This is a genomic window from Rhodococcus sp. RDE2, assembly GCF_020885655.1.
Classification (GTDB): Bacteria; Actinomycetota; Actinomycetes; order Mycobacteriales; family Mycobacteriaceae; genus Rhodococcus; species Rhodococcus pyridinivorans.
This window is the reverse complement of record NZ_AP025186.1, coordinates 771628-794789: the sequence shown is the minus strand read 5'-3', so window position 1 is coordinate 794789 and position 23162 is coordinate 771628. Positions and strand designations below refer to the sequence as shown.

General features: G+C 68.4%; 23 protein-coding genes. 11 read left to right on the top strand and 12 right to left on the bottom strand.

What is annotated here, in order from left to right; genetic code table 11:
• The first annotated feature begins 59 nt into the window (after positions 1–59).
• Complete coding sequence (phoU, locus tag LPH33_RS03660; RefSeq protein WP_016695572.1) at positions 60–767, top strand: phosphate signaling complex protein PhoU; 708 nt, start codon at positions 60–62, stop codon at positions 765–767.
• 106 nt (positions 768–873) lie between these two features.
• Here phoU and pstB read toward each other — a convergent pair whose 3' ends face one another.
• The 6 genes from pstB to LPH33_RS03630 all read right to left on the bottom strand — a co-directional run bounded on the left by pstB (position 874) and on the right by LPH33_RS03630 (position 6888).
• Positions 874–1650 carry a phosphate ABC transporter ATP-binding protein PstB gene (pstB, locus tag LPH33_RS03655; protein WP_229567065.1) on the bottom strand — a complete coding sequence of 259 codons (777 nt, stop codon included), beginning with the start codon at positions 1648–1650 and terminating at the stop codon, positions 874–876.
• Positions 1651–1695: 45 nt separating this feature from the next.
• Positions 1696–2619, bottom strand: coding sequence for a phosphate ABC transporter permease PstA (pstA, locus tag LPH33_RS03650; RefSeq protein WP_229567062.1), 924 nt, complete (start codon positions 2617–2619; stop codon positions 1696–1698).
• 3 nt (positions 2620–2622) lie between these two features.
• The gene (gene pstC / locus LPH33_RS03645) at positions 2623–3678 is read right to left on the bottom strand and encodes a phosphate ABC transporter permease subunit PstC (RefSeq protein ID WP_059384254.1); all 1056 of its coding nucleotides are present in this window, start codon (positions 3676–3678) and stop codon (positions 2623–2625) included.
• Between the two features lie 88 nt (positions 3679–3766).
• A complete protein-coding gene (pstS, locus tag LPH33_RS03640) occupies positions 3767–4891 on the bottom strand; it encodes a phosphate ABC transporter substrate-binding protein PstS (RefSeq protein ID WP_059384255.1) in 1125 nt (374 codons plus the stop codon).
• 279 nt (positions 4892–5170) lie between these two features.
• Positions 5171–6082 (bottom strand): mycothiol synthase, encoded by a 912-nt coding sequence (gene mshD / locus LPH33_RS03635; protein WP_106200608.1) that lies wholly within the window; start codon positions 6080–6082, stop codon positions 5171–5173.
• Positions 6079–6888 (bottom strand): winged helix-turn-helix transcriptional regulator, encoded by an 810-nt coding sequence (locus LPH33_RS03630; protein WP_059384257.1) that lies wholly within the window; start codon positions 6886–6888, stop codon positions 6079–6081. The genes mshD and LPH33_RS03630 overlap by 4 nt, the downstream gene beginning before the upstream one ends.
• Positions 6889–7053: 165 nt before the next feature.
• Between LPH33_RS03630 and LPH33_RS03625 the strand changes: the two genes are divergently transcribed.
• The 7 genes from LPH33_RS03625 (at position 7054) to LPH33_RS03600 (ending at position 11067) form a co-directional block, all read left to right on the top strand.
• Positions 7054–7836 carry an LmeA family phospholipid-binding protein gene (locus LPH33_RS03625; RefSeq protein ID WP_080968406.1) on the top strand — a complete coding sequence of 261 codons (783 nt, stop codon included), beginning with the start codon at positions 7054–7056 and terminating at the stop codon, positions 7834–7836.
• Positions 7833–8258 (top strand): thioredoxin family protein, encoded by a 426-nt coding sequence (locus tag LPH33_RS03620; RefSeq protein WP_145709522.1) that lies wholly within the window; start codon positions 7833–7835, stop codon positions 8256–8258. Before LPH33_RS03625 ends, LPH33_RS03620 begins: the two co-directional genes overlap by 4 nt.
• A gap of 21 nt (positions 8259–8279) precedes the next feature.
• A complete protein-coding gene (locus LPH33_RS26920; protein ID WP_367652172.1) occupies positions 8280–8387 on the top strand; it encodes a putative leader peptide in 108 nt (35 codons plus the stop codon).
• Between the two features lie 118 nt (positions 8388–8505).
• Complete coding sequence (locus LPH33_RS03615; RefSeq protein ID WP_059384259.1) at positions 8506–8970, top strand: DUF4395 domain-containing protein; 465 nt, start codon at positions 8506–8508, stop codon at positions 8968–8970.
• Between the two features lie 105 nt (positions 8971–9075).
• Positions 9076–9912, top strand: coding sequence for a sulfurtransferase (locus LPH33_RS03610; protein WP_085469203.1), 837 nt, complete (start codon positions 9076–9078; stop codon positions 9910–9912).
• 2 nt (positions 9913–9914) lie between these two features.
• Positions 9915–10220: a DUF1416 domain-containing protein gene (locus tag LPH33_RS03605; RefSeq protein ID WP_006551801.1), complete on the top strand. Its 306-nt coding sequence runs from the start codon at positions 9915–9917 to the stop codon at positions 10218–10220.
• Between the two features lie 184 nt (positions 10221–10404).
• The gene (locus tag LPH33_RS03600; RefSeq protein ID WP_059384261.1) at positions 10405–11067 is read left to right on the top strand and encodes an FABP family protein; all 663 of its coding nucleotides are present in this window, start codon (positions 10405–10407) and stop codon (positions 11065–11067) included.
• A gap of 75 nt (positions 11068–11142) precedes the next feature.
• Here LPH33_RS03600 and LPH33_RS03595 read toward each other — a convergent pair whose 3' ends face one another.
• The 6 genes from LPH33_RS03595 to LPH33_RS03570 form a co-directional block, all read right to left on the bottom strand.
• Positions 11143–12906: a BCCT family transporter gene (locus tag LPH33_RS03595; protein WP_229567060.1), complete on the bottom strand. Its 1764-nt coding sequence runs from the start codon at positions 12904–12906 to the stop codon at positions 11143–11145.
• Between the two features lie 326 nt (positions 12907–13232).
• Positions 13233–14900, bottom strand: coding sequence for a thiol reductant ABC exporter subunit CydC (gene cydC / locus LPH33_RS03590; RefSeq protein WP_085469202.1), 1668 nt, complete (start codon positions 14898–14900; stop codon positions 13233–13235).
• Complete coding sequence (gene cydD / locus LPH33_RS03585) at positions 14897–16609, bottom strand: thiol reductant ABC exporter subunit CydD (protein ID WP_229567057.1); 1713 nt, start codon at positions 16607–16609, stop codon at positions 14897–14899. The genes cydC and cydD overlap by 4 nt, the downstream gene beginning before the upstream one ends.
• A 2-nt stretch (positions 16610–16611) precedes the next feature.
• Entirely contained in the window at positions 16612–17649 is a 1038-nt protein-coding gene (cydB, locus tag LPH33_RS03580) for a cytochrome d ubiquinol oxidase subunit II (protein WP_229567056.1), read from the bottom strand.
• A gap of 12 nt (positions 17650–17661) precedes the next feature.
• Complete coding sequence (locus LPH33_RS03575) at positions 17662–19161, bottom strand: cytochrome ubiquinol oxidase subunit I (protein ID WP_088897481.1); 1500 nt, start codon at positions 19159–19161, stop codon at positions 17662–17664.
• A 217-nt stretch (positions 19162–19378) separates the two neighbouring features.
• On the bottom strand, positions 19379–20233 hold the full coding sequence (locus tag LPH33_RS03570; protein ID WP_160873745.1) for an aminodeoxychorismate lyase: 855 nt from the start codon (positions 20231–20233) through the stop codon (positions 19379–19381).
• Positions 20234–20289: 56 nt separating this feature from the next.
• Here LPH33_RS03570 and LPH33_RS03565 point away from each other — a divergent pair, with 56 nt between their 5' ends.
• Genes LPH33_RS03565 through LPH33_RS03555 form a run of 3 tightly spaced genes read left to right on the top strand, consistent with a single transcriptional unit; the run spans position 20290 to position 23083 of the window.
• A complete protein-coding gene (locus tag LPH33_RS03565; protein WP_088897483.1) occupies positions 20290–21420 on the top strand; it encodes a YgfZ/GcvT domain-containing protein in 1131 nt (376 codons plus the stop codon).
• The gene (locus LPH33_RS03560) at positions 21417–22106 is read left to right on the top strand and encodes an MOSC domain-containing protein (protein ID WP_088897484.1); all 690 of its coding nucleotides are present in this window, start codon (positions 21417–21419) and stop codon (positions 22104–22106) included. Before LPH33_RS03565 ends, LPH33_RS03560 begins: the two co-directional genes overlap by 4 nt.
• The gene (locus tag LPH33_RS03555) at positions 22103–23083 is read left to right on the top strand and encodes an asparaginase (RefSeq protein WP_106200610.1); all 981 of its coding nucleotides are present in this window, start codon (positions 22103–22105) and stop codon (positions 23081–23083) included. Before LPH33_RS03560 ends, LPH33_RS03555 begins: the two co-directional genes overlap by 4 nt.
• The last annotated feature ends 79 nt before the right edge of the window (positions 23084–23162 follow it).

The window sequence follows — 23162 nt, the reverse complement described above, 5'->3', positions numbered from 1 at the left end:
ACCTGTGGTTCATCCGATGCTCGCCGTTCGGACCGATCGAGGTCGTAGGCTGTGCCATTATGCGCGTCGTCTACAACGAACAGATGGGCGAACTCGGTGATCTCCTCGGGGAGATGGCCGGGCTCGCCGGGACCGCGATGGAGCGGTCCACCAGAGCTCTTCTCGAAGCCGATCTCGCTCTCGCCGAGCAGGTGATCGACGAGCACGAGAAGATCACCGATCTCGGCGCGATCTGCGAGGAGAAGGCGTTCCAGTTGCTCGCCCTGCAGGGTCCGGTCGCCGGCGATCTGCGTGCCGTCGTCAGCGGCATCCAGATCGTGGCCGACATCGACCGCATGGGTGCGCTCGCACTGCACATCGCGAAGGCGACGCGCCGACGTCATCCCAAGCATGTGCTCCCCGACGAGGTGAAGGGTTACTTCGCCGAGATGGGACGGATCGCGGTGGCGCTCGGCGCCGCCACACGCGAGATCCTCGAGACCCGTGATCCCGCCCGGGCCGCCCGCCTCCACCACGAGGACGAGGCGATGGACGACCTGCACCGTCATCTGTTCACCGTGCTCATGGACCGCGAATGGGACCACGGGGTCGCGGCCGCCGTCGACGTCACCCTGCTCGGCCGCTTCTACGAGCGGTTCGCCGATCACGCCGTCGAGGTGGGCCGCCGCGTCATCTTCCTCGTGACGGGCAAGCTCCCCACCGAGGAGGAGATCCGTCAGCTCGTGGAGAAGGTGGACAGTCTGACCGTCTACCCGGAGAACCCCTGAGCCCAGGAACTACCGAGCCCAGGAACTACCGAGCACAGGACCAGCGCACGAACGACGAGACCCCGACCGGACGGATCCGGTCGGGGTCTCGCGTATGCGAAGAGGCTCAGCCGAAGCGGCCGGAGATGTAGTCCTCGGTGGCCTTCCGGCTCGGGTTCGAGAAGATCTTCTCGGTGTCGTCGATCTCCACCAGACCACCCGGACGACCGGTCGCCTCGAGGTTGAAGAACGCCGTCTGGTCGCTCACACGCGCGGCCTGCTGCATGTTGTGCGTGACGATGACGATGGTGAAGTCCTTCTTCAGCTCACCGATCAGGTCCTCGATGGCCAGCGTCGAGATCGGGTCGAGAGCCGAGCACGGCTCGTCCATGAGCAGCACGTCGGGCTGGACCGCGATGGCGCGGGCGATGCACAGGCGCTGCTGCTGACCACCGGACAGGCCGCCGCCCGGCTTGTCGAGGCGGTCCTTGACCTCGTTCCACAGGTTGGCGCCGCGCAGCGACTTCTCGGCGATCTCGTCGAGGGTCTTGCGGTCGCGCACACCCTGCAGCTTGAGGCCGGCGACGACGTTGTCGCGGATGGACATCGTGGGGAACGGGTTGGGACGCTGGAAGACCATGCCGATCGTCTTGCGCACACCGACCGGGTCGACGTTCGGATCGTAGATGTCCTCGCCGTCGAGGAGGATGGATCCTTCGACGCGGGCACCGGGCGTCACCTCGTGCATGCGGTTGATCGACCGGAGCACGGTGGACTTGCCGCAACCGGACGGGCCGATGAAGGCGGTGACGTTCCGCGGCGGCACGGACAGCGTCACGTCGGCCACGGCGTGGAACTTGCCGTAGTAGATGTTGACGTCCTTGAGATCCAGACGCTTGGCCATTACCGGCTCCCTACTGGTGTATCGATGTGAGAAGAGGTCTGTGGGTTATTTCTTCCCGACCTGCGAGTACCGGCTGATCAGCTTGGCCGCGATGTTGAGGACCGCGATGACCAGGATCAGGGTGAGCGCGGCGCCCCAGATGCGCTGCGAACCGGCGTCGGTCGGGTTGTTCATCTCGGCGACCATGACACCCGGGAGGGTGCCCTGCTCACCGCCGAACAGGTCGAAATTGATGAAGGGCGCGTAGCCGACGAGGATCAGCAGCGGCGCCGTCTCGCCCATGACGCGGGCCAGGGCGAGCATGATGCCGGTGATGATGCCGGCGAGCGAGGTGGGCAGCACGATGCGCGCGATGGTCTTCCACTTGGGCACACCGAGCGCGTAGGACGCTTCGCGCAGATCCTGCGGGACGATGCGCAGCATCTCCTCGGTGCTGCGCACGACCACCGGCACCATGAGCAGCACGAGTGCGAGCGCCACCGCGAAGCCCGACTTGGGCATCCCGAAGGTCGACACCCACAGTGCGTAGATGAACAGCGCCGCGACGATCGACGGGACACCGCTGAGGATGTCGACCATGAACGTGGTGATCCGGCCGAGCCGCGACCTGCCGGCGTATTCGACGAGGTAGATCGCGACGAAGACGCCGAGCGGGATGGAGATGACCGCGCAGACGAGTCCCTGCAGGAGGGTGCCGACGAGCGCGTGGTAGATGCCTCCGCCCATCGACGAGGACGTCAGTCCGCTCAGCGAGTGCGTGAACCAGGTCGGCGAGATCAGGGCCGGCAGGCCCTTGGCGACGACGGTGAACAGCACCCACGCCAGGGGGATCAGCGCGACGACCACCGACAGGGTGACGAGCACCGTGGCTGCGGTGTCCTTGACGCGGCGACGTCCGCTGACCCGCTGGAAGGCCGGGGGCTTGACCGGCGAGGAGAGTGCGGTGGTCGACGTGGAGGTGGTCGACATGGATCAGTCCTTCTTTCCTGCGACGATCATGCGCGCGGCGGCGTTGACCACGAAGGTGAGCACGAAGAGCACGAGACCGGCGGCGATGTAGGCGCCCGCCTGGATGTCGTTGTTGAACTCGGCGTATCCCAGCGCGATCTTGGACGCGATCGTCGCGCCGCCGTCGAACAGCGACCAGGAGAACGCCTGCGAGGTGGTGCGCAGGATGAGGTACAGCGCCATCGTCTCGCCGAGCGCGCGGCCGAGACCGAGCATCGAACCGCTGATGTAGCCGGACTTGCCGAACGGGATGACGGTGGTCCGGACGACCTCCCAGCGGGTCGCGCCGAGGGCGAGCGCACCCTCGATGTGGGCCGTCGGGGTCTGCACGAACACTTCGCGGCTGACCGCGGCGATGGTCGGCAGGATCATCACGGCGAGGACGATGCCGGCGGTGAAGATCGTTCCGCCGCCCACGATGGAGCCGCTGCCGGTGGCGAAGAGCGGGAACCAGGCGAGGTTGGTGTTGAGCCATTCCGCGACGGGGCGCAGGAACGGGGCGAGGACGAGCATGCCCCACAGGCCGTAGACGATCGACGGGACCGCGGCGAGCAGGTCGATGACGTACGCCAGCGGTTTCCGGAGCCGATCGGGCGAGTACGAGGTGAGGAAGATCGCGATGCCCAGCGCGACGGGCATGGCGAGGAACAGCGCGAAGAAGGAGACGAGCACCGTCACCTGGAACAGGTCGAGGACACCGAACGCCATGTCGGTGATGTCCTGCGTGATCCATTCACGGCTGGTGAGGAAGTTGACCTGGTTGCGTTGCAGTGCCGGGACGGCGCGCCAGACGAGGAAGACTGCGATCGCGCCGATGATCACGGAGATCAGGACGGCGGAGCCGGATGCCAGGGAGCCGAAGATTCTGTCTCCCGGCCGCACGACGGTCTTGCGTGCCCGGTCCGGGGATGGGGGTGGGGTGCTGATCGTGTCCTCCGTGATGCCGGTTGCACCGCCCGTTCCTGAGCGGGTCGGTTCGTCGGCCGCGATGGAGACCGACGTGTTGTGCGCGTCACTCATGTGCGCTCGCAATCCTTCTCAGCGTATTCGTCAGGAACGGGCGGGTCGATGATCCCTCGGTCACTCACCCGGCCGAGGGATCGGCGGGTCATCCGGCGGCGATGGCGTCGATCGACTCGGTGAGGCGGGTCTTGAAGGCGTCCGGCAGCGGGACGTAGCCCTGCTCGGACAGGCCTTCCTGACCCTCGTTGGCGGCGGAGATCAGGAACGACTTGACGGCCGCGGCGGTGTCGGCGTCGTAGCCGCCCGAGCACACGATCTCGTAGGTGGCCAGCACCAGCGGGTAGGCACCCTCCTCGGAACTGCCGAAGATCGACGACAGGTCGAGCGTGAGATCGCCTTCGGAGGCCGGGACGAACTCGGCACCCTCGATGGCCTTACCTGCGGTCTCCTCGGTCAGCTCGACGGGGCCGGAGCCGTTGTCGATCTTCGCGATGCTCAGGTTGTTCTGGTCGGCGAAGGACTTCTCGACGTAGGTGATGGAGTTCGGCGAGCCGGCGACGGCCTGCGCGACACCCGCGGATCCCTTCGCGCCCTCACCGACCCCGCCGGTGAAGTCCGAACCGGCACCCGAGGTCCAGGCGCCGTTCGACGCGGTCTCGAGGTACTGCTGGAAGTTGTCGGTGGTGCCCGACGAGTCCGAACGCACGATCGGGGTGATGTCCGCGTCGGGCAGCGGGGCACCCTCGTTGAGTGCGGCGATGGCCGGGTCGTTCCACTTCGTGATCGAGCCGTTGAAGATCTTCGCGGCCGTCTCGGCGTCCAGCACGAGATCGCCGACACCCTCGACGTTGTAGGCCAGGGCCACCGGGCCGAAAACCAGCGGCAGGTTCCATGCGGGATTGCCGGCGCAACGCTCGGCGGCCTGTGCCGCCTGCTCGTCCTCGATGGCCGAGTCGGAGCCGGCGAAGTCGATCTGGTTCGCGATGAACTGCGTGCGGCCGTCACCGGAGCCGGTGGGGTTGTACGCGACGTTGACGTTCGTGCCCTTCTCGGAGCACACCGCGATGTAGGTGGAGACGAACTGGTCCATCGCGTTCTTCTGGGCCGAGGAGCCCGCACCCGACAGGGTGGACTTGCCGTCGCATGTCGCGGCGGAGGCGGACGCGTCGACGTCGACCGAGCCGGAATTGTCGTCGGTACCGCACGCCGAGAGTGTGAGAGCTGCGGCGGTCACCACGCCGAGCAGGGCGCCGTTGCGCTTGAAGTTCACCTGTTCTCCTCCGAGAAGTACTTCACACGACCGCCGCGCGGACGGCGGCGGCCTCGTGGCGCGGGCGACGCCCGGCGCCGGGTCTGCAGTACTCGACCCGCTAGTGAAGTTAGGAGGAGACGGTGGACGCTCGGACGACCGAAGGTTAACGGCGGATGAACACGCCGGATACACCTGGCGATGGTGTTGCGACCATCACTCGAATCCTGACCGCGATCGACGTGTCGGATGGCAGGGTGCACCCCTCACGCGGTTCGTCCACCCGGCGATCGCAGGTGTTCAGGCCCGGGCGTAGGCGACGTCCACGTGGAACCGCTCGAAGCCGAGCTTGCCGTAGGTGTTCAACGCCGCGGTGTTGTCGCCCTCGACGTAGAGCAGGACACCGGGCAGACCCCGATCGCGCAGGTAGTGCAGGCCCGCGAGGGTGAGCAGGCGACCGAGTCCGCGGCCCTGCGCGGAGGGGTCGATACCCACGACGTAGACCTCGCCGAGCTGCGGGTCGGACGCCGTGGCCGGGTGCACCTTGGTCCAGTGGAATCCGAGCAACTTCTCGGGCTCGGCGGGATCGAATGCAAGGAACAGGCCTTCGGGATCGAACCAGGACTCGCGGCGGCGTTCCTCCACGTCGGCGGCCGTCCAACGACCCTGCTCGGGGTGCCACTCGAAGGCCGCGGCGTTGACGCGGAGCAGCTCGGCGTCGTCCTGCGGGCCGCCGTAGGTGCGCAGCAGCACCGAGTCGGGGACCTCGAGGGCGGGAAGATCGTCCTGTTCGAGGGAACGACGCAACTGGAGGAGTTCACGGACACCGGTCAGGCCGAGACGGCGCGCCACCGCCTGCGCGGCGGGCAGGTCGCCGTGCGCCCACACGCGGGTGCCGTCGCCACCTTCGGTGAGTGCACGATCGACGAGTTCGCGACCGAGTCCGTGCCCGCGCCGCGGCGGGTCGACGACGACTTCGGCCATTGCCGGATGACCATCCTGAGCAGGCACGACGTTCGCGTAACCCGCAACCTCACCGTCGTCTCCGAACGCGACGAGATGCCGGGCCGCACCCTCGCGTCCGAGGGAGTGCACCGCCTGTTCGGAGATCGGCGCGGTGCCGTCGGTCTGCGTCGCCCGCGACAACACGGCGCGTACGGCTTCGGCGTGGTCGGCGGACGGGTGGTCGACGAATTCCGTATCGGTGCTCACGGAACGAATTGTGCCCCGGACTCCCCTGCGCCCGGGTCACCCGTGCCGGAATCCTCCGCACGAGGGTCGTCGAGGAGTGCGTCGTCCACATCGTCGTCGTCGACATCGGGAGTGGCATTGCCACCCTTGCCCACGCGGTTGGAGGGACGCACGGCCTTGTAACCGACGTTGCGGACCGTTCCGATGAGTGCTTCGTGCTCGGGGCCGAGCTTCGCGCGCAGGCGTCGGACGTGGACGTCGACGGTGCGGGTACCACCGAAGAAGTCGTAACCCCAGACCTCCTGCAGCAGCTGGGCGCGGGTGAACACCCGGCCGGCGTGCTGGGCGAGGTACTTGAGGAGTTCGAACTCCTTGTAGGTGAGGTCGAGGGGACGTCCGCGCAGGCGGGCGGTGTAGGTGCCCTCGTCGATCGTGAGTTCCCCGAGGGTGATCTTGCCGGTGTTCTCCGGCCCCACCGCGACACCCGAGCGGCCCATGAGCAGGCGCAGGCGCGCGTCGAGCTCGGCCGGTCCGGTGCTGGACAGCAGGATGTCGTCGAGTCCCCATTCGGGGTTGACGGCCACGAGTCCGCCTTCGGTGAGCACGGCGACGACGGGCACTGCCGACCCGGTGCTGCCGAGCAGTCGACACAGTCCTCGCGCGGCCGCGAGATCGGAGCGGGCATCGACGATGGCGATATCCGCCGAACCTGCTTCGAGCAGCGACGATACTTCTGTAGGAGCCGGCCTGACCGAATGCGGGAGCAGCGCCAAGGACGGCAGGACCGCATCCGGATTCGGGTCGGAGGTCAGAAGGAGCAGCTCCACTGGGCCTCCAGTTCTTCGCGCGACCAGCGCGGATAAGGGTCGTAAACGTCGTGCAACAGAGTAACGCCCCGATTGTTACCGCTATGTAAGCACGAGAATTCCGTGGACGGCATCGGAGCGGACGGGCGCGGTCCGACCGACGGCGCGTCCGACACAATGGTGGGCGTGCGCAAACTGATCTTCGGTCTCGTAGTCCTGCTCGGACTCGCGGTCCTCGCCGACTTCGGCGCGGCGGCGTGGTCGGAATACCGCGTCTCGCGTGCGTTGCGGGAGGGTGGCGTTCTCGAGTCCGATCCGGCGGTGACCATCCACGGCTTCCCCTTCCTCCTGCAGGCCCGCGACGGTCACTACGAGAACGTCGAGATCGTGGCCGACAACGTCCACACCGATCTGCTCGGGGACATCACGGTCGAGGCCAATCTGATCGGTGCGCACGCCGAGGCCGGTGAGCTGCTCGACGGGTCGATCCGGTCGGTCCCCGTCGACCTGCTGTACGGCCGCGTCATGCTCGACGCCACCGAGCTCGGACAGCTCTACGGCATCCCCGACCTGCAGGTTTCCGCTCCCCCGGCGAGCAAGTCCGACGGCACGGGAGGGTCCGGCGGCTCCGGGCCGACGACCGCCGGCGGGGTCGTCCTCACCGGAACGGTGCCCGTCGGGCCGGTGGAGGCGACGGTCAGCGTGCAGGCCGATCTGGTGCTCGACGGCGACCGCGTCCACATCGTCGCGTCGGATCTCTACTTCGGCCCCGAGGGACGCGCCGACTTCTCGGTTCCCGACGTCCTGAAGCCGGCGGTACTCGGACTGTTCACGACGACGATCGAGCCGCAGAATCTGCCCTTCGGCGTCCGCCCCACCTTCGTCGAGGCGCGGGGTTCGCGGATAGTCATCGAGGGCGAGGCCCGTGACGCCGTCATCGATCTCCAGGAAGTGCAGACGCCCGCATGATCGCAGTGATCGTCCTCATGGTCGTGATAGTCGCCACACTGGCGGTGGGAACGGCCCTGCGCACCCGTTCCGGCAAGCTCCGCACCACCGGCGACGACGCCTCGGTGGGCACCCACGAACTCCATCCCGCACTGGCCACGGCGGGTGTCGGCGACGGCATACCGGTGGTCCTGCATTTCTCCGCGCCGTGGTGCGGACCGTGCGCGGCCGTGCGACGCGTCGTCGTGCAGGTTCTCGACCGCGATCCTGGTCGGGCACGCGAGGTCGAGCTGGATCTCGACGAAAATCCCGTCCTGGCACGGAAACTCGGAGTGCTGTCGCTGCCCACCACCTTCGTCTTCGACGGCGAGGGGCGCGAACGGTTCCGCGCGTCCGGCGTTCCGTCCGCCGACGACCTGCGCACAGCCCTGTCGTCGTTGTGATCCCGGGGGTCCACCCCCGAGGTGACGTGCGTTAAACTCCCTCGCGTGCAGAACCGCCACGAGCTGATGCTCACCCGACGCCGCGCAGTCGATCTGTGCCGCCTCGGTGGCTGTTGTTGTCCCTGCTGAACGTATCGACGGGTTCGTCCCGACCCCTGCGGCATCGATGCCGCCGAACCGATGCGTCGCCCCGCGGTCGTTTGAACACCCTCCGCCCAGCGAATCAGAATCCAGCAGGAGATTCCCCATGTCCGTATCCACTCCCCGCACGTCCGGTCGGCAGGTCGACGTCCGTGGCCCGCGTTTCGCGGCGTGGATCACCACCGGCGTCCTCGTCCTCGCCCTGGTCGTCGCCACCTTCTCTCCCGTCGCAGCGGCCGTGATCCTGGCCCTGCAGACGATCGTGTTCGCTCTCGGAGCGGCACTCGGCCCGCGACGCAGCCCGTACGGTGCGCTGTTCGCGAGGTTCGTCGCTCCCCGCCTCGGTGCTCCGATCGAGACCGAGCCGGTGGAGCCGCTGCGGTTCGCGCAGCTCGTCGGATTCGTCTTCGCCCTCGTCGGAACGGTCGCGTTCTTCGCCGGCGCGATCGTCGTGGGCTCGGTGGCCGCAGGCTTCGCGCTGTTCGCGGCGCTGCTCAACGCCGCCTTCGGCGTGTGTCTCGGCTGCCGGATCTACCCGCTGGTCGCTCGAATGCGTCGCGTGCCCGCCTGACCGGCGGTCACCGAACTCGACATCCCACACCTCACCCTGGCACGGACCCTCGCACGGGTTCCGGTCACGGAAACCTCCCGGATTCCCTCACCGAAAGGAACACCCATGGCTCGCTCCGACGTCCTGGTCTCCGCCGACTGGGCAGAGCAGAACCTCAATGCGCCGAAGACCGTCTTCGTCGAGGTCGACGAGGACACCTCCGCCTACGACGGCGGCCACATCGAAGGTGCCGTCAAGCTCGACTGGCGCAAGGACCTGCAGGACGCCGTCCGCCGCGACTTCCTGAACCGTGAGCAGTTCTCCGAGCTCCTCTCGCGCAAGGGCATCGCCAACGACGACACGGTCGTGCTCTACGGCGGCAACAACAACTGGTTCGCCGCCTACGCCTACTGGTACTTCAAGCTCTACGGCCACCAGGACGTCAAGCTCATCGACGGCGGCCGCAAGAAGTGGGAGCTCGACGGCCGTCCGCTGTCGAAGGACGAGGTCACCCGTCCGGCCACCGAGTACAAGGCCGCCGAGCCCGACTACTCCATCCGCGCCTTCCGCGACGAGGTCATCGAATCGATCGGCACCAAGAACATCGTCGACGTGCGTTCGCCCGACGAGTTCTCCGGCAAGATCCTCGCCCCGGCGCACCTGCCGCAGGAGCAGGCGCAGCAGCGCGGCCACGTCCCCGGTGCCATCAACATCCCGTGGAGCACCACCGCCAACGAGGACGGCACCTTCAAGTCGGACGAGGACCTCGAGAAGCTGTACGCCGAGAAGGGCTTCGACGACAGCAAGGAGACCATCGCCTACTGCCGTATCGGTGAGCGCTCGAGCCACACCTGGTTCGTGCTCCAGGAGATCCTCGGCAAGAAGAACGTCAAGAACTACGACGGCAGCTGGGTCGAGTACGGCTCGCTCGTCGGTGCACCCATCGAACTGGAGGTCAACTGATCATGTGCGGAGCCCCTGTCCAGACCCAGACCCTGCCCGCCGGCGTCGACACCGAGAAGGAGACGGTCATCACCGGCCGTGTCCTGAACGCCGACGGTGAGCCCGTGGGCGGTGCCTTCGTGCGTCTGCTCGACGGCACCGACGAGTTCACCGCCGAGGTCGTCGCCTCCGCGACCGGCGACTTCCGTTTCTTCGCCGCCCCCGGCGACTGGAAGATCCGCGCCCTGTCGAGCTCCGGCAACGGCACCTCCACCGTGAGCCCCACCGCTCCCGGCGTGCACAACGTGGACGTGACGGTCGCGAAGTAATCCGGCCGGAACACCTCGTCGAAGGGCTCTGCTCCATCAGGAGCGGAGCCCTTCGTCGTACCCGAAAAGACGTTGTCTAGAATGACCGCGTGGTCATCTTCTTCGAAATTCTGCTGGTCGCCGCGGCGCTCCTCATCACCTGGTTCGCGCTGTACACCATCTACCGCGTGGTCTCCGACGGATCGTGACGAACGACGGATCGGACGCCCAGCGGCGTAGCGGCGACGAGGCGATAGCCCGGGCCGCCGAGCGCGCTCGCGTCACCGCCGAGCTGAACCTTCCCGTCCTGGCCGGGCTGCCGGGCGCCGAGGACACCGCGAACCTGCGGCTCGGCCCCGACCTGAGTCCTGCCCTGCTCGCCGTCCTTCCCTTGGTCGGTGTGTGGCGCGGCGAGGGTGAGGCCAACGATCCCGAGACCGGCGACTATCCGTTCGGTCAGCAGATCACCGTCGCGCACAACGGCGGCGCGTATCTGGTGTGGGAGTCGCGCACGTGGCGTCTCGACGACTCGGGTGAATACGTGGGCGAGGATCGGCGCGAGAGCGGCTTCTGGCGCGTGTCCGGAACGGGCGCGCCCGACAGCGACGATCCCGAGACGCTCGAACTGCTGCTGACGCACAGCTCCGGCGTCGTCGAGCTGTACTACGGCACCGCACTCACCCAGTCCTCGTGGGAGCTCGCGACCGACGTCGTGATCCGCACCAAGTCCGGTGAGGTCGTCGGCGGAGCCAAGCGGCTCTACGGCATCGTCGACGGTGGCGACCTCGCCTACGTCGAGGAGCGCGTCACCGCCGACGGCGAGCTGAAGCCCCGGATGTCCGCCCGCCTGTCACGCCATATCGGCTGACCGGGCCTCCTACTTCCGACCCGAACGGTCCGGGCCTGTTCCCCAGTGAGGGAACAGGCCCGGACCGTTCTTCTCTCAGTCCTCTTCGACGACCGTCGTGCCGGTGGCACTCCTCTTGTCGGCATACCCACCGTTGCCTCGTGCACCGAGCGCGTCGGGTTCGCCGGCATGGACCCGGTGAACTCCGGCGTCCTCGGCATCCTCGGCGGCGTTGCCGTCCTCGCACTCGTCGGGGATAGCCCTCGTGTGGATGACGACCTCAGGTGCCGGTAGTTCCTGAGCAGCCTCGAGTTCCTCGGCCGACCGCACCTCGGGCCACTGCCGGGTGATCGGCTCCGGCCGCTCGCCCAGATCCTCGCGGATACCGCGCACCAGGCTGTACATCATGATGAAGCCCATCACGAAGAACGGCAGGCCCACGACGGTGATGACCTGTTGCAGGGCGTCGAGCCCGTCCTTACCGGTCGCGACGAGCATGGTCGCTGCGACCAGGCCCATGAGCACCGCCCAGAACAGGCGCTGGTGGATGGGCGCCTTCTCCTCGTGCCCGGAGGCCATCATGTCGAGCACCATCGACGTCGAGTCCACCGAGGTGACGAAGAAGATCACCACCAGGATGATCGCGATGCCGGACACCAGGCCGGTGAGCGGGAAGTTGCCGAGGAACTCGAACAAGGCACCCGGGATGTCGCCGGCGTCCACGACACGTTCGACGAGTCCACCCTCGCCCTCGAGCTCGATGTGGAACGAGCCCATCCCGAAGATGCTGAACCAGATCACTGAGAACAGCACGGGCAGACCGAGGACACCGCCGACGAACTCGCGGATGGTGCGGCCTCGCGAGATGCGAGCGATGAAGATACCGACGAAGGGCGACCAGGTGATGGTCCACGCCCAGTAGAAGACGGTCCAAGTGTTCTGCCAGCCCGAGTCGGCGAAGGTGTCGTTCCAGAACGCCAGACGCGGCAGGGCCTCGGCGTAGATCCCGGCAGACTCGATCATGCCCTTGAGCAGGAACAGACTCGGTCCGGTGACGACCACGAAGACCAGCAGCATGACGGCCATGCCGATGTTGATGTTCGACAGGCGTTTGATGCCCTTGTCGAGACCGAGGGCGACCGAGATGCCGGCCATCACCGTCACGAGCGCGATGAGGGCGATCTGGACGACCCCGGATTCCTGGATGTCGAACAGCTGCGCGAGACCGGCGTTGATCTGCAGGGTGCCCAGGCCGACCGAGGTCGCGACACCGAAAACCGTGCCGATGATCGCGACGACGTCGATGGTCTTGCCGATCGGGCCGTAGATGCGGCCCCCGAGCAGGGGCGCGAAGATCGAGCTGACGCGCGGCGGCAGGTGCCGCTTGTAGATGAAGTAACCGAAGCCCAGGCCGGGCAGGGCGAAGATCGTCCAGGTGTGCAGTCCGAAGTGGTAGAGCGCGAAGCCCATGGCCTCTTCCGCGGCCTCCACGGACTCCGGCTCGACGTCCTGCATGGGCGGGTTCGCGAAGTGGGAGATCGGCTCGGCGACACCCCAGAACATGAGGATCGTGCCGATACCGGCGGCGAACAACATGGCGAACCACGCCAGAGTCGAGTGCTCGGGTCGCTCGTCGTCACCGCCGAGCCGGACCCGACCGTAATGAGTGAAGGCGATTCCGACGAGGAAGAGCAGGAAGGTCGTGACGCCCAGGATGTAGAACCATCCGAGGTTCGTCATGATCCAGTTGGACGCGGTACTGAAGATCGAATCGACGCCGTCGGTGAACAGGATCGTGAGTACGACGAAGAGCAGCGCGATGAGCGCAGAAGAGAAGAAAACCCCCGGTGACGTGCGCAATCTTAACGAATCGTGAGCTTTTTGAAGTATCGGCACCAAACCGGTGTACCCAAAACGGACGAACTTGCACACCCGAAACGCCGATCTTGCCCGAAATGCGAACAGCCCCCGAGCCGCACCACCGCACGGATCGCTCCGCAGTCGGCGGTCCCGATCGGACGGACCGGGGACTCGGGGGCCGGGTGACTACCTGGGATTCGCCAGCCGCGCGCGGTCGGTGAATTCCGTCGTCGGCAAGCAGCTAGCGGGTAGCCACCTCACGCGTCCGAATATCAATCACTTCCAGACCACCTCCTTCCTCGTGTACCAGCGAAACTACGCTTCGTTCACGAGGCGGGCAACGCATTTTTCTCGACGCGAACGACCAGGTCGGCGGCGGTATCCGCGGGCAGGCGGTGGGTGACCACCACGACGGTGCGCTCGGGGCCGACCAAGCGTGCGTCGCGGTCCAGGAGGAGTCGCTGCATCAGGTCGGCGCTCTCGTCGTCGAGATGTTCCGTGGGTTCGTCGAGCAGCAGGATCCGTGCGGGCGACAGCAGAGCCCGGGCCAGCAGGAGGCGACGGCGCTGCCCACCGGAGACCGTGCGGGCTCCGGCCCCCAGGACGGTGTGGACTCCCTGCGGGAGTCCGTCCACCCACTCCCCCAGCCCCACGGTGCCGAGGGCGGCCAGTGCTTCGCCCTCGTCCACGTCGCCCCGCGCGACACGCAGGTTCTCGAGGATCGACGTGTCGAACAGGTGGGCGTCCTCCGCGAAGAAGCCGATCTTCCGGCGCAGGGCCGCGGGATCGATGTCCGCGAGGTCGACATCGTCGAGCGTCACTGCGCCTCCGCGTGGGGCGAGCAGGCCCGCGAGCGTCATGAGCACGGTGGTCTTGCCGCTGCCGCTGCCGCCCACGATCGCGACGCGACAGCCCGGCCGCAGGTCGAGGTCGACCGGTTCAGTGGACGGTCCGCCGGGCCATCCGCCTCGCAGACCCACCGCACGTAGCCGGCCGGGTCCGTCGGCCGGTTCGGTGCCGTGCGGCACCGTCCTGTCGGCGCGGTCGAGCATCTCCGTGATGCGACCGGCTGCCAGGCGTGCGCGATTGAGGGTCTGCGCGGCTGCCGGGAGGACGGCGGTGGCCTCGAACGCCGACAGCGGCAGCAGGACGAGGATGCCGAGTGTCGTCGGGCTCATGGCCGCCGGACCGGAGCCGAAGACGGCGATACCGACGAGGAGGGCACCGAGCACACTCGCGCCGACCGCGAGGGGTGCGGCCGCGTCGGCGAACGCCGCGGGGACCGCAGAGCGGTCGGTGGCACGGACGGAGGCGACGTTCGCGGCGCGGGCCCGCCGGGTGAGTGTGTCGAGCCGTCCCGCGACCCGCAGTTCCGCCGCGTGGTCCAGCACCGTGACCGCGTCCTCGGTGAACCGGGTCCGTGCGGCGTTCGCATCGGCGTCCGCGCGGGCCGCGGCGCGGGCGGACAGCCACGGTGCGAGCAGTCCGGCGACGAGCAGCGCCGCGGCGAGGACCACGCCGGCGGCGGGAGCGATGACGGTGAGGGTCACGACCGCCGCGAGGGAGAGCACGGCCGCGACGGCGATGGGCACGAGTGCGCGCACCACGACGTCGCCGAGAGCGTCGACGTCGGCACCGGTGCGCGCGAGCAGGTCGCCGCGTCCCAGGCCCAGGGTGGCGGCCGGGTCGCCGTCCGCGAGTCGCCGGTAGAGATTCGCGCGGGCCGAGGTGGTGCCGCGCAGCGCGGTCTCGTGCGTTGCGAGTCGTTCGAAGTAGCGGAACAACCCGCGGGAGATGCCCAGCGCCCGCACCGCGACGACCGCGACGGTCAGGTCCAGGACGGGCGGCATCTCCCATGCCCGCACGATCAGCCACGCCGAGAGACCGGCGAGCAGCAGGGCACTGCCGAGGGTCGCGACTCCGGCGAGGACGGCGAGCAGCACTCGGCGCGGCTCGAGTTCGAGCAGGGCCATCGCCCGGCGCAGATCCTTCATCGGGACACCTCCGTCGGCCCTGCGTGGACGGTGACGACCTCGTCCGCGATGGCGAGCAGGGTGGAGCGATGCGCGACGACCACCACGGTGCGGCCGGCCGCGGCGAGCCCGCGCAGCGTGGACAGGACGGTGGCCTCGGTGTCCTCGTCGAGGTGGGCCGTGGGTTCGTCGAGCAGCAGGACCGGGCGCGGGGAGGCGAGGGTGCGGGTGAGCGCCAGTCGCTGACGTTGGCCGAGCGACAGGCCCGTGCCTCCGGTCCCCACGACGGTCCGCCAGCCGTCCGGAAGTTCGGCGAGCACGCTGTCGAAGCCGGTGGCGGCGCAGACGTCGTCGAGTTCGGTGGTCTCCGGGTCGACACCGGTGAGTCGCAGGTTGTCGGCGAGCGTGCCGGGCAGCAGCACCGGCCGCTGCGGAAGCCACGCAACCTGCGACCACCAGTTCTCGTCGCCCGCGACGGGACGTCCGTCGACGGTGACGGTCCCCTCACTCGGCTCGGCGAGCCCGAGCAGCGCCAGCAGGGCGGTGGATTTGCCGGCCCCGTTGGCGCCGGTGAACGCGGTGATCCGGCCGGGACGGCAGATCGCGTCGAGCCGGTGTGGGGCGCAGCCGTCGCGGCCGGGCACGGAGACGCCGTCGAAGGCGATCTCGCAGTTCGCGACCCGGCCGGTGCCGATCGCGTCCGTGGGGGCGTGACGCGAGGAGGCGTCGTCCGGCACCGAGTCGAGCACGGCGAACGCCTTGTCTGCTGCCGCCATCCCGTCCTCGGCGGCGTGGAACTTGTTGCCGACGGTGCGCAGCGGGAGGTAGGCCTCGGGCGCGAGGATCAACGCGATGATGCCGGCCTCGAGGGGCATCGACCCGTAGACGAGCCGCATGCCGATGCTCACGGCGACGAGGGCGACGGACAGCGTCGCGAGGAATTCGAGGACCGTGCCGGACAGGAACGCCACGCGCAGGGCCGACATCGTCGTCGCGCGGTGCTCGTCGCCGAGTTCGCGCACGCGATCGGCGGGTCCCTTCTCGCGACCGAGGGCGCGGAGCGTGGGAAGACCCGCGAGCAGGTCGAGCAGCTGCGACGACAGTGTCGTCATCGCGCGCAGGGTACGGTCGGCCTTGCCCTTGGTGAGCAGGCCGATGAGGATCATGAAGATCGGGATCAGCGGCAGGGTGATCACGACGATGATCGCCGAGGTGAGGTCGTGCAGGGCGATCACGACGATCGTCACCGGAGTGAGGATCACCGCCAGCAGCAGCGCCGGCAGGTAGCCGGTGAGATAGTCCTTCAGCCCGTCGAGCCCGCGGGTGAGGACCACCGCGATCTCGTCTCGTCGCGGGTCGAGTTCGCGCGGAGGCAGGTTCGCTGCGGACCCGAGGACCTCGTGTTCGAGTTCGGCCACCACGCGGGTCGCGGACCGGTGGGCGTACCGCGACTGCAGCCACGTCACCGCGACCCGCACGACGATCGCCGCCGCGAGGATCGCCAGTTCGGTCGTCCAATCGCCGACGGACCGGGCCTCGGTGGTGATGACGCCCGCGAGGACCCGGCCGAGCATGAGCGCGGTGACGACGACCATCACGACGTCGATCACCGAGGTGACCACGGTCAGGACGAGATATCCGCGGGCCGCGGCCGAGTAGCGCCACAACCGCGGGTCCACCGGACCCCGCCGGCGCGCGGGCGCATCGGCGGGGGCGGCGGACTGCGTCATGCTCACTTCGAGCCGATCTTCAGACCGATCGAGTGCGGGATGTGGTCGGTCGACAGACGCTGACGGAACACCCAGTACGTCCAGCCCTGGTAGGCGAGGACGACCGGGGTCATGAACGCCGCGGCCCACGTCATGACCTTCAGTGTGTACGGGCTCGACGACGCGTTCTCGATCGTCAGCGACCAGGACGGGTCGAGTGTCGACGGCATGACGTTCGGGAACAGCGACGCGAACAGCAGCACCGAAGTCGCGGCGATCGCGACGGTGGTGAACACGAACGCCCAGCCCTCACGCGCGGCGGCGGTCAGTGCGACCACCGCGAGCAGGGAGACTCCTGCCACGGCGACGAGCGCGATCGTCCAGCCCTTGCCGTAGGCGAGCTGGGTCCACACCACGAAGGCACCGGCCACGAGGACGGCGGGCGCGGCCAGCTTCCGCGACATCGCCACGGCATCGGTGCGGACCTGCCCCTCGGTCTTGAGCGCGATGAACACCGCACCGTGCAGAGCGAAGACCAGCGCCGTCGTCGCGCCGCCGAGCAGGGCATACGGGTTCAGTAGATCGAAGAACCCGCCGACGTACTGCTTGTCGGCGTCGATCGCCACGCCGCGCACGATGTTGGCGAACGCCACACCCCACAGCACGGCGGGTACCCACGAGCCGAAGATGATCCCCCAGTCGCAGCGGCGACGCCAGGTCGGGTCGTCGATCTTGCCGCGCCATTCGATGGCGCACACCCGCACGATCAGGGCGAGCAGGATGAGCAGCAGCGGGAGGTAGAAGCCGGAGAAGAGGGTCGCGTACCACTCGGGGAACGCCGCGAACAGCGCACCGCCCGCGGTGATGAGCCAGACCTCGTTGCCGTCCCAGACCGGACCGATCGTGTTGAGCAGCACCCGGCGCCGGGTGTCGGCCTCGACGGTCCTACCGCGGCCGAGCACCGGGAAGTGCATGCCGACACCGAAGTCGAACCCCTCGAGGACGAAGTAGCCGGTGAACAGCACTGCGATGAGGATGAACCAGATTTCCTGAAGTCCCATGTCCGCCCACTCCTAGTACGCGAAGGACAGCTGTTTCGGCTGCGTGTCGTCGGTGTCGTCGTTCGAGCCCGGCGGCTGCGCGTCGTGCTCCTGCGGGCCTTCCATCGCGTACTTGCGGATGAGCCAGAACCACACCACGCCGAGCGCCGCGTAGACGAGAGTGAAGGCGATCAGCGAGGTGAGCACCGTTCCGGCCGCGTGATCGGAGACACCCTGATCGACGGTGAGCCGGATCATGTCCACGCCCGTGGGGTTCGGATGAACCACCCAGGGCTGTCGGCCCATCTCGGTGAAGATCCAGCCCGCGCTGTTGGCGAGGAAGGGCGTGGGGATCGCGACGAGCGACAGCGTCGAGAACCACTTCTGGTCGGGCACCCGGCCGCCGCGGGTGACCCACAGCCCGGCCAGGGCCAGCGCCGCGGAACCGGCGGCGAGGCCGATCATCGCGCGGAACGACCAGTAGGTGACGAACAGGTTGGGCTTGTAGTTGCCGGGGCCGAATTCCTGTTCGTACTGCGCCTGCAGGTCCTCGACGCCCTGGAGGGTCACGCCGCTGAACTCGCCCTCTGCGAGGAACGGGAGAACGAACGGCACGTCGAGGACGTGAATGACACCGTCGCAGTCGTTGTGCGTGCCGATCGTGAGGATCGAGAAGTTGGGGTCTGTCTCGGTGTGGCACAGCGACTCGGCCGAGGCCATCTTCATCGGCTGCTGCTCGAACATGAGCTTGGCCTGGACGTCGCCGGTGACGAACAACCCGATGCCCGAGACGATCATGACCATCAGGCCGAGGCGGGTCGCGGGGCGGAACAGTCCGCGGGCATCGTTCTCGAGGCGCTGGGCCTCCTCGGGTTCCGAGGTGCGGAGCTCGGCGGCGCGTCGCATGTTGCGGACCATCCACCAGCCACCGATGCCGGCGACGAAGGTTGCGGCGGTGAGGAATCCGCCGGCGACCGCGTGGGGGAAGGCCGCGAGTGCGGTGTTGTTGGTGAGCAGTGCCCAGATGCTCGTCAGCTCGGCGCGTCCGGTCTCGGGGTTGTAGGTGGCGCCGACGGGATGCTGCATGAACGAGTTCGCCGCGATGATGAAGAAGGCGGAGGCGTTCACACCGATCGCGACGAGCCAGATGGTCGCGAGGTGAACGAGTTTCGGCAGGCGCGTCCAGCCGAAGATCCACAGGCCGAGGAAGGTCGACTCCATGAAGAAGGCGACGAGGCCTTCGAGGGCGAGGGGTGCGCCGAAGACGTCGCCGACGAAGCGGGAGTACTCGCTCCAGTTCATGCCGAACTGGAATTCCTGCACGATGCCGGTCGCGACACCGAGCGCGAAGTTGATCAGGAACATCTTCCCGAAGAACTTCGTGAGGCGGTACCAGTGGTCCTTGCCGGTGACCACCCACATCGTCTGCATGATCGCGACGAGCGGCGCGAGGCCGATCGTCAACGGCACGAGGATGAAGTGATACACCGTCGTGATCCCGAACTGCCACCGGGACAGATCCAAGACATCCATTGCCACTCCGAGGTGAGGCCCGGGTCGATACGGAAATCCGAGCGGGGCCGACGCTGCGGTTCTCGTTCGCAAAGTCACGCCGGCAGCACTGCTCCGGCCTTGCTACTACCGAATGTAGTAGCTATTGCGCGAAGTGGAACACGTTCGTGTCGCCCGACACATCGGACTCACGTCACATCGGATACGGATCACCCGTGGCGGCACACCCCGCCGCCGATCAGGAAGCGGTGTCGACCGCCTCGCTCACGAGCCCTTCGATCTCGCCCTCCTGGACCCGCGAGACCAGCGCGTGCCCGTTGAGCGTGTGCACCCGCACCGCGAGCGCCACACTCGAGATCAGCCAGACACCGTCGGCGACGACGAGATCCGCCGGGCGCAGCGGTTCGTACCGAACCGTGAAGTCCCGCTCGCCCGCCAGGTCGAACAGCGCCTGCTGCGTGGTGCCGGGAAGGATCCCCTGCTCCGGCGGCGGCGTGAGCAGCGTCCGGCCGCGCGCGACGAGCACTGTCGACCGCGGACCCTCGAGCACGTAGCCCTCGGCGCTGACGAAGATCACGTCGTCGGCGCCGACCGACTCGGCGTGACGCAGTGCCGCCATGTTCGTCGCGTACGACAGCGTCTTGGCGCCGAGGAGCTGCCACGGCGCCTTCTGCGCCAGATCGGTCGAAAAACCCCGCTCGAGGGTCACCACGGACACGCCGTCGCGCCGCGCGATGCCGACGCGCTCGGCCACGGGCGTCACGAGCAGGAAGGCCGTCGGCGTGTCGGCGCCCTCACGACCACGCGTGTAGACCAGGCGCAGGACGCCCTCCTGCTCCGCGCCCCACTGCTCGAGTGCGACGTCGACGGCGAGCCGCCAGTCGTCGCGGTCGGGTTCGGGCAACTGCGCGGCGGCCGCGGACGCCGCGAGCCGGGCAAGATGCAGTTCGAGCGCACGCGCCCGACCGCCTCGCACGAGCAACGTCTCGAACACCCCGTCGCCACGAAGAACACCGAAATCGTCGGCGTGCAGAAGGGGTGCGTCCGCATCCCTCACCTCGCCGTCCAGCGTCACCAGCACCCGCTCAGCCATGGCGCTCAGCCTAGCCACTGGCAGACCCGGCGGCCGGTTCCCCATAGACTGGTGTCGTGACCGAGTCTCCGATCGTGTCCGAAAGCGCCCTTCTCGCACTTCCCGGCGCAGTCGCCTCGCCTTCCGGCGGGCCCGATGCCGGACTCCCCTGGCATTACGGCGACCCCCTCGGCGAGCAACGTGCCGCCGCCACGTCGGCCGCCGTGGTCGACCGTTCCACCCGTTTCGTCATCGCCATCCTGGGCGACGAACGCCTGAGCTGGTTGCACACCATCTCCAGCCAGCACATCGCGTCGCTCCCGAACGGCACCTCCGCCGAGAACCTGAGTCTCGACGCGAACGGCCGCGTCGAGCACCACTTCGTGCAGACCGATCTCGACGGCGTGACGTGGATCGACACCGAGGCCGACCGCGGACCGGACCTGCTGGCCTTCCTGAAGAAGATGGTCTTCTGGGCGAAGGCCGAACCCCGCGACGGCAACGAACTCGCGGTCCTGAGCCTGCTGGGGCCGGATGCCGGCAGCCCCGCCGTGCTCGCAGCGCTCGGGATCGACGCGCTGCCGGCCGAGCCCTATGCCGCCGTCGCTCTGCCCGCCGGTGGCTTCGTCCGCCGCATGCCGTGGCCCACCGAGCACTCCTTCGATGTCCTGGTGCCGCGCGAGTCGCTCACCGCGATCTTCACCGCCCTGCGGGACGCCGGCGCGCGTCCGGCCGGCAGCTGGGCGTTCGAGGCCCTGCGCGTCGAAGCGGTCCGTCCCCGCATCGGTGTCGACACCGACGAGCGCACCATCCCCCACGAGGCCCGCTGGATCGGCGGACCCGAACAGTACGGCGCCGTCCACCTCGACAAGGGCTGCTACCGCGGTCAGGAGACCGTCGCGCGGGTCCACAACCTCGGCAAGCCCCCGCGACATCTCGTCCTGCTCCATCTCGACGGCTCGGCCGACGGACGCCCCGAGACGGGCGACGACATCACCGCCGGAGGTCGCGCGGTCGGACGCATCGGCACGATCGTCGACCATCACGAGCTCGGGCCGATCGCGCTCGCGCTCGTCAAGCGCACCATCACGCCCGACACGGCTCTCGTCGCAGGACCGTGCGCGGCGTCCATCGACCCCGACTCCATCCCTCCCGACGACGGCATCCAGGCAGGAAGGGCGGCGGTCGACCGATTGCGCGGCCGGTGACCGCCGAGACGGCCGGCACGCAGCCGGCGACCTCGGGGACCGTCGCAGCGGTCTGCGTCGTGCACACGCTGCACGAGACCGGACTGCGGCGTAATCCCGTCACCGCGATCGACAAGCGTCCCGTCGACGGGCCGGTGCACGTCGGCGAGCTCGGACTGACCGGCGACCGCCAGTGCGACACCGCCAACCACGGCGGCGTCTTCAAGGCCGTCTACGCCTTCTCGCAGGACGAGTCGCGTCGCTGGGGTTCCGAACTCGCCCGGGAGCTGCCCGTCGGCTGGTTCGGCGAGAATCTGCACGTCGCCGGGTTCTCCCCCACCGACGCCGTCATCGGCGAGCGGTGGCGCGTCGGCGACGGTGGTCTGCTCCTCGAGGTGACCGGCCCTCGCACCCCCTGCCGCACCTTCGCGATCCGTTCGGAGGAGGACGACTGGGCCACCCGGTTCGTCGCCCGCGGCGACTGCGGCGCGTACCTGAAGGTGATCTCCGAGGGACCGGTGGCCGCCGGCGACCGCATCGTCGTCGAGCACGTCCCCTCCCACGGGGCCACGGTGCGCGATCTGTTCACCGGACAGGGCCACGAGCGGGTCGCCGCGATGCTCGAGCAGCAGGCCGACATCGCTCCCAGCGTCGCCGACAAGGCCCACCGTCTCGTAGGACGGGCACGGAAGGGAGAGAGCGGTTGAGCGTCGAACTGGTCGAGGTGGTGCGCTCGGGCTTCCGGGAGTGCGTCCACCGCGGGTCGCTGATCGTCCTCGATCCGGACGGCGAGGTCCTCGTCTCGCTCGGCGAGGTGCACACGCCGATCTACCCGCGGTCGTCGAACAAGCCGATGCAGGCGGTCGCGCTGCTGCGCGCCGGCTTCGTCCCACGCGACTCCGCCGAACTCGCGATCGCCACGGCCTCACACGAAGGTGAGGGCGACCATGTGGAGGCCGTCGAGCGCGTCCTGTCCGGTGCCGGTTTCACCGAGAAGGACCTGCGCTGCCCGACGGATCTGCCCGGCAACGAACTCGCGCGCGCCGAGGTGCTCGCCGCCGGACGCACACCGCGGTCGATCTACATGAACTGCTCGGGCAAGCACGCGGCGATGCTCGCGGCGTGCGCGGCGAACGGCTGGGACACCGACGGCTACACCGACGCGGGACACCCGCTGCAGCAGCTGGTGACCGAGACCATCCTCGAACTGACCGGCGACATCGAGGACACCGATCTCGGCATCGACGGCTGCGGTCTGCCGATCGTGCCCGTCCCCCTGTTCAACCTCGCCCGCGCCTACTCGCGGCTCGCGACGGCGGAGACCGGCACGCCCGAACGCGCCGTGGCCGACGCGGTGCGCGAACATCCGTTCCTGATCTCCGGTACCGGCAAGGACGACCTGAAGCTCATGCGTGCGGTGGGCGGGCTGCTGTGCAAGGCGGGCGCCGACGGGATCCACGCCGGTGCGCTGCCGGACGGCACGTCCTTCGCCTTCAAGATCGACGACGGGCACGAGCGGGCACGCCTCCCGCTCACCGCGGCCCTGCTCCATCGCCTCGGGGCGGGTGCCGCCGCGAACGCCGCGACCTTCGATTCCGAACGGCTGGCGGTGCTCTCGTCGGCGCCGGTGTTCGGTGGTGGCGTGCGAGTCGGCACCGTCCGGGCCGTCCCGGGGGTGTTCTGAAGGGCATCTTTATCACATTTCAACAGCATTCATGCAGGTCGGGTCGTTATGAGGCGTAACGGACACCGGCCCAGCCGGG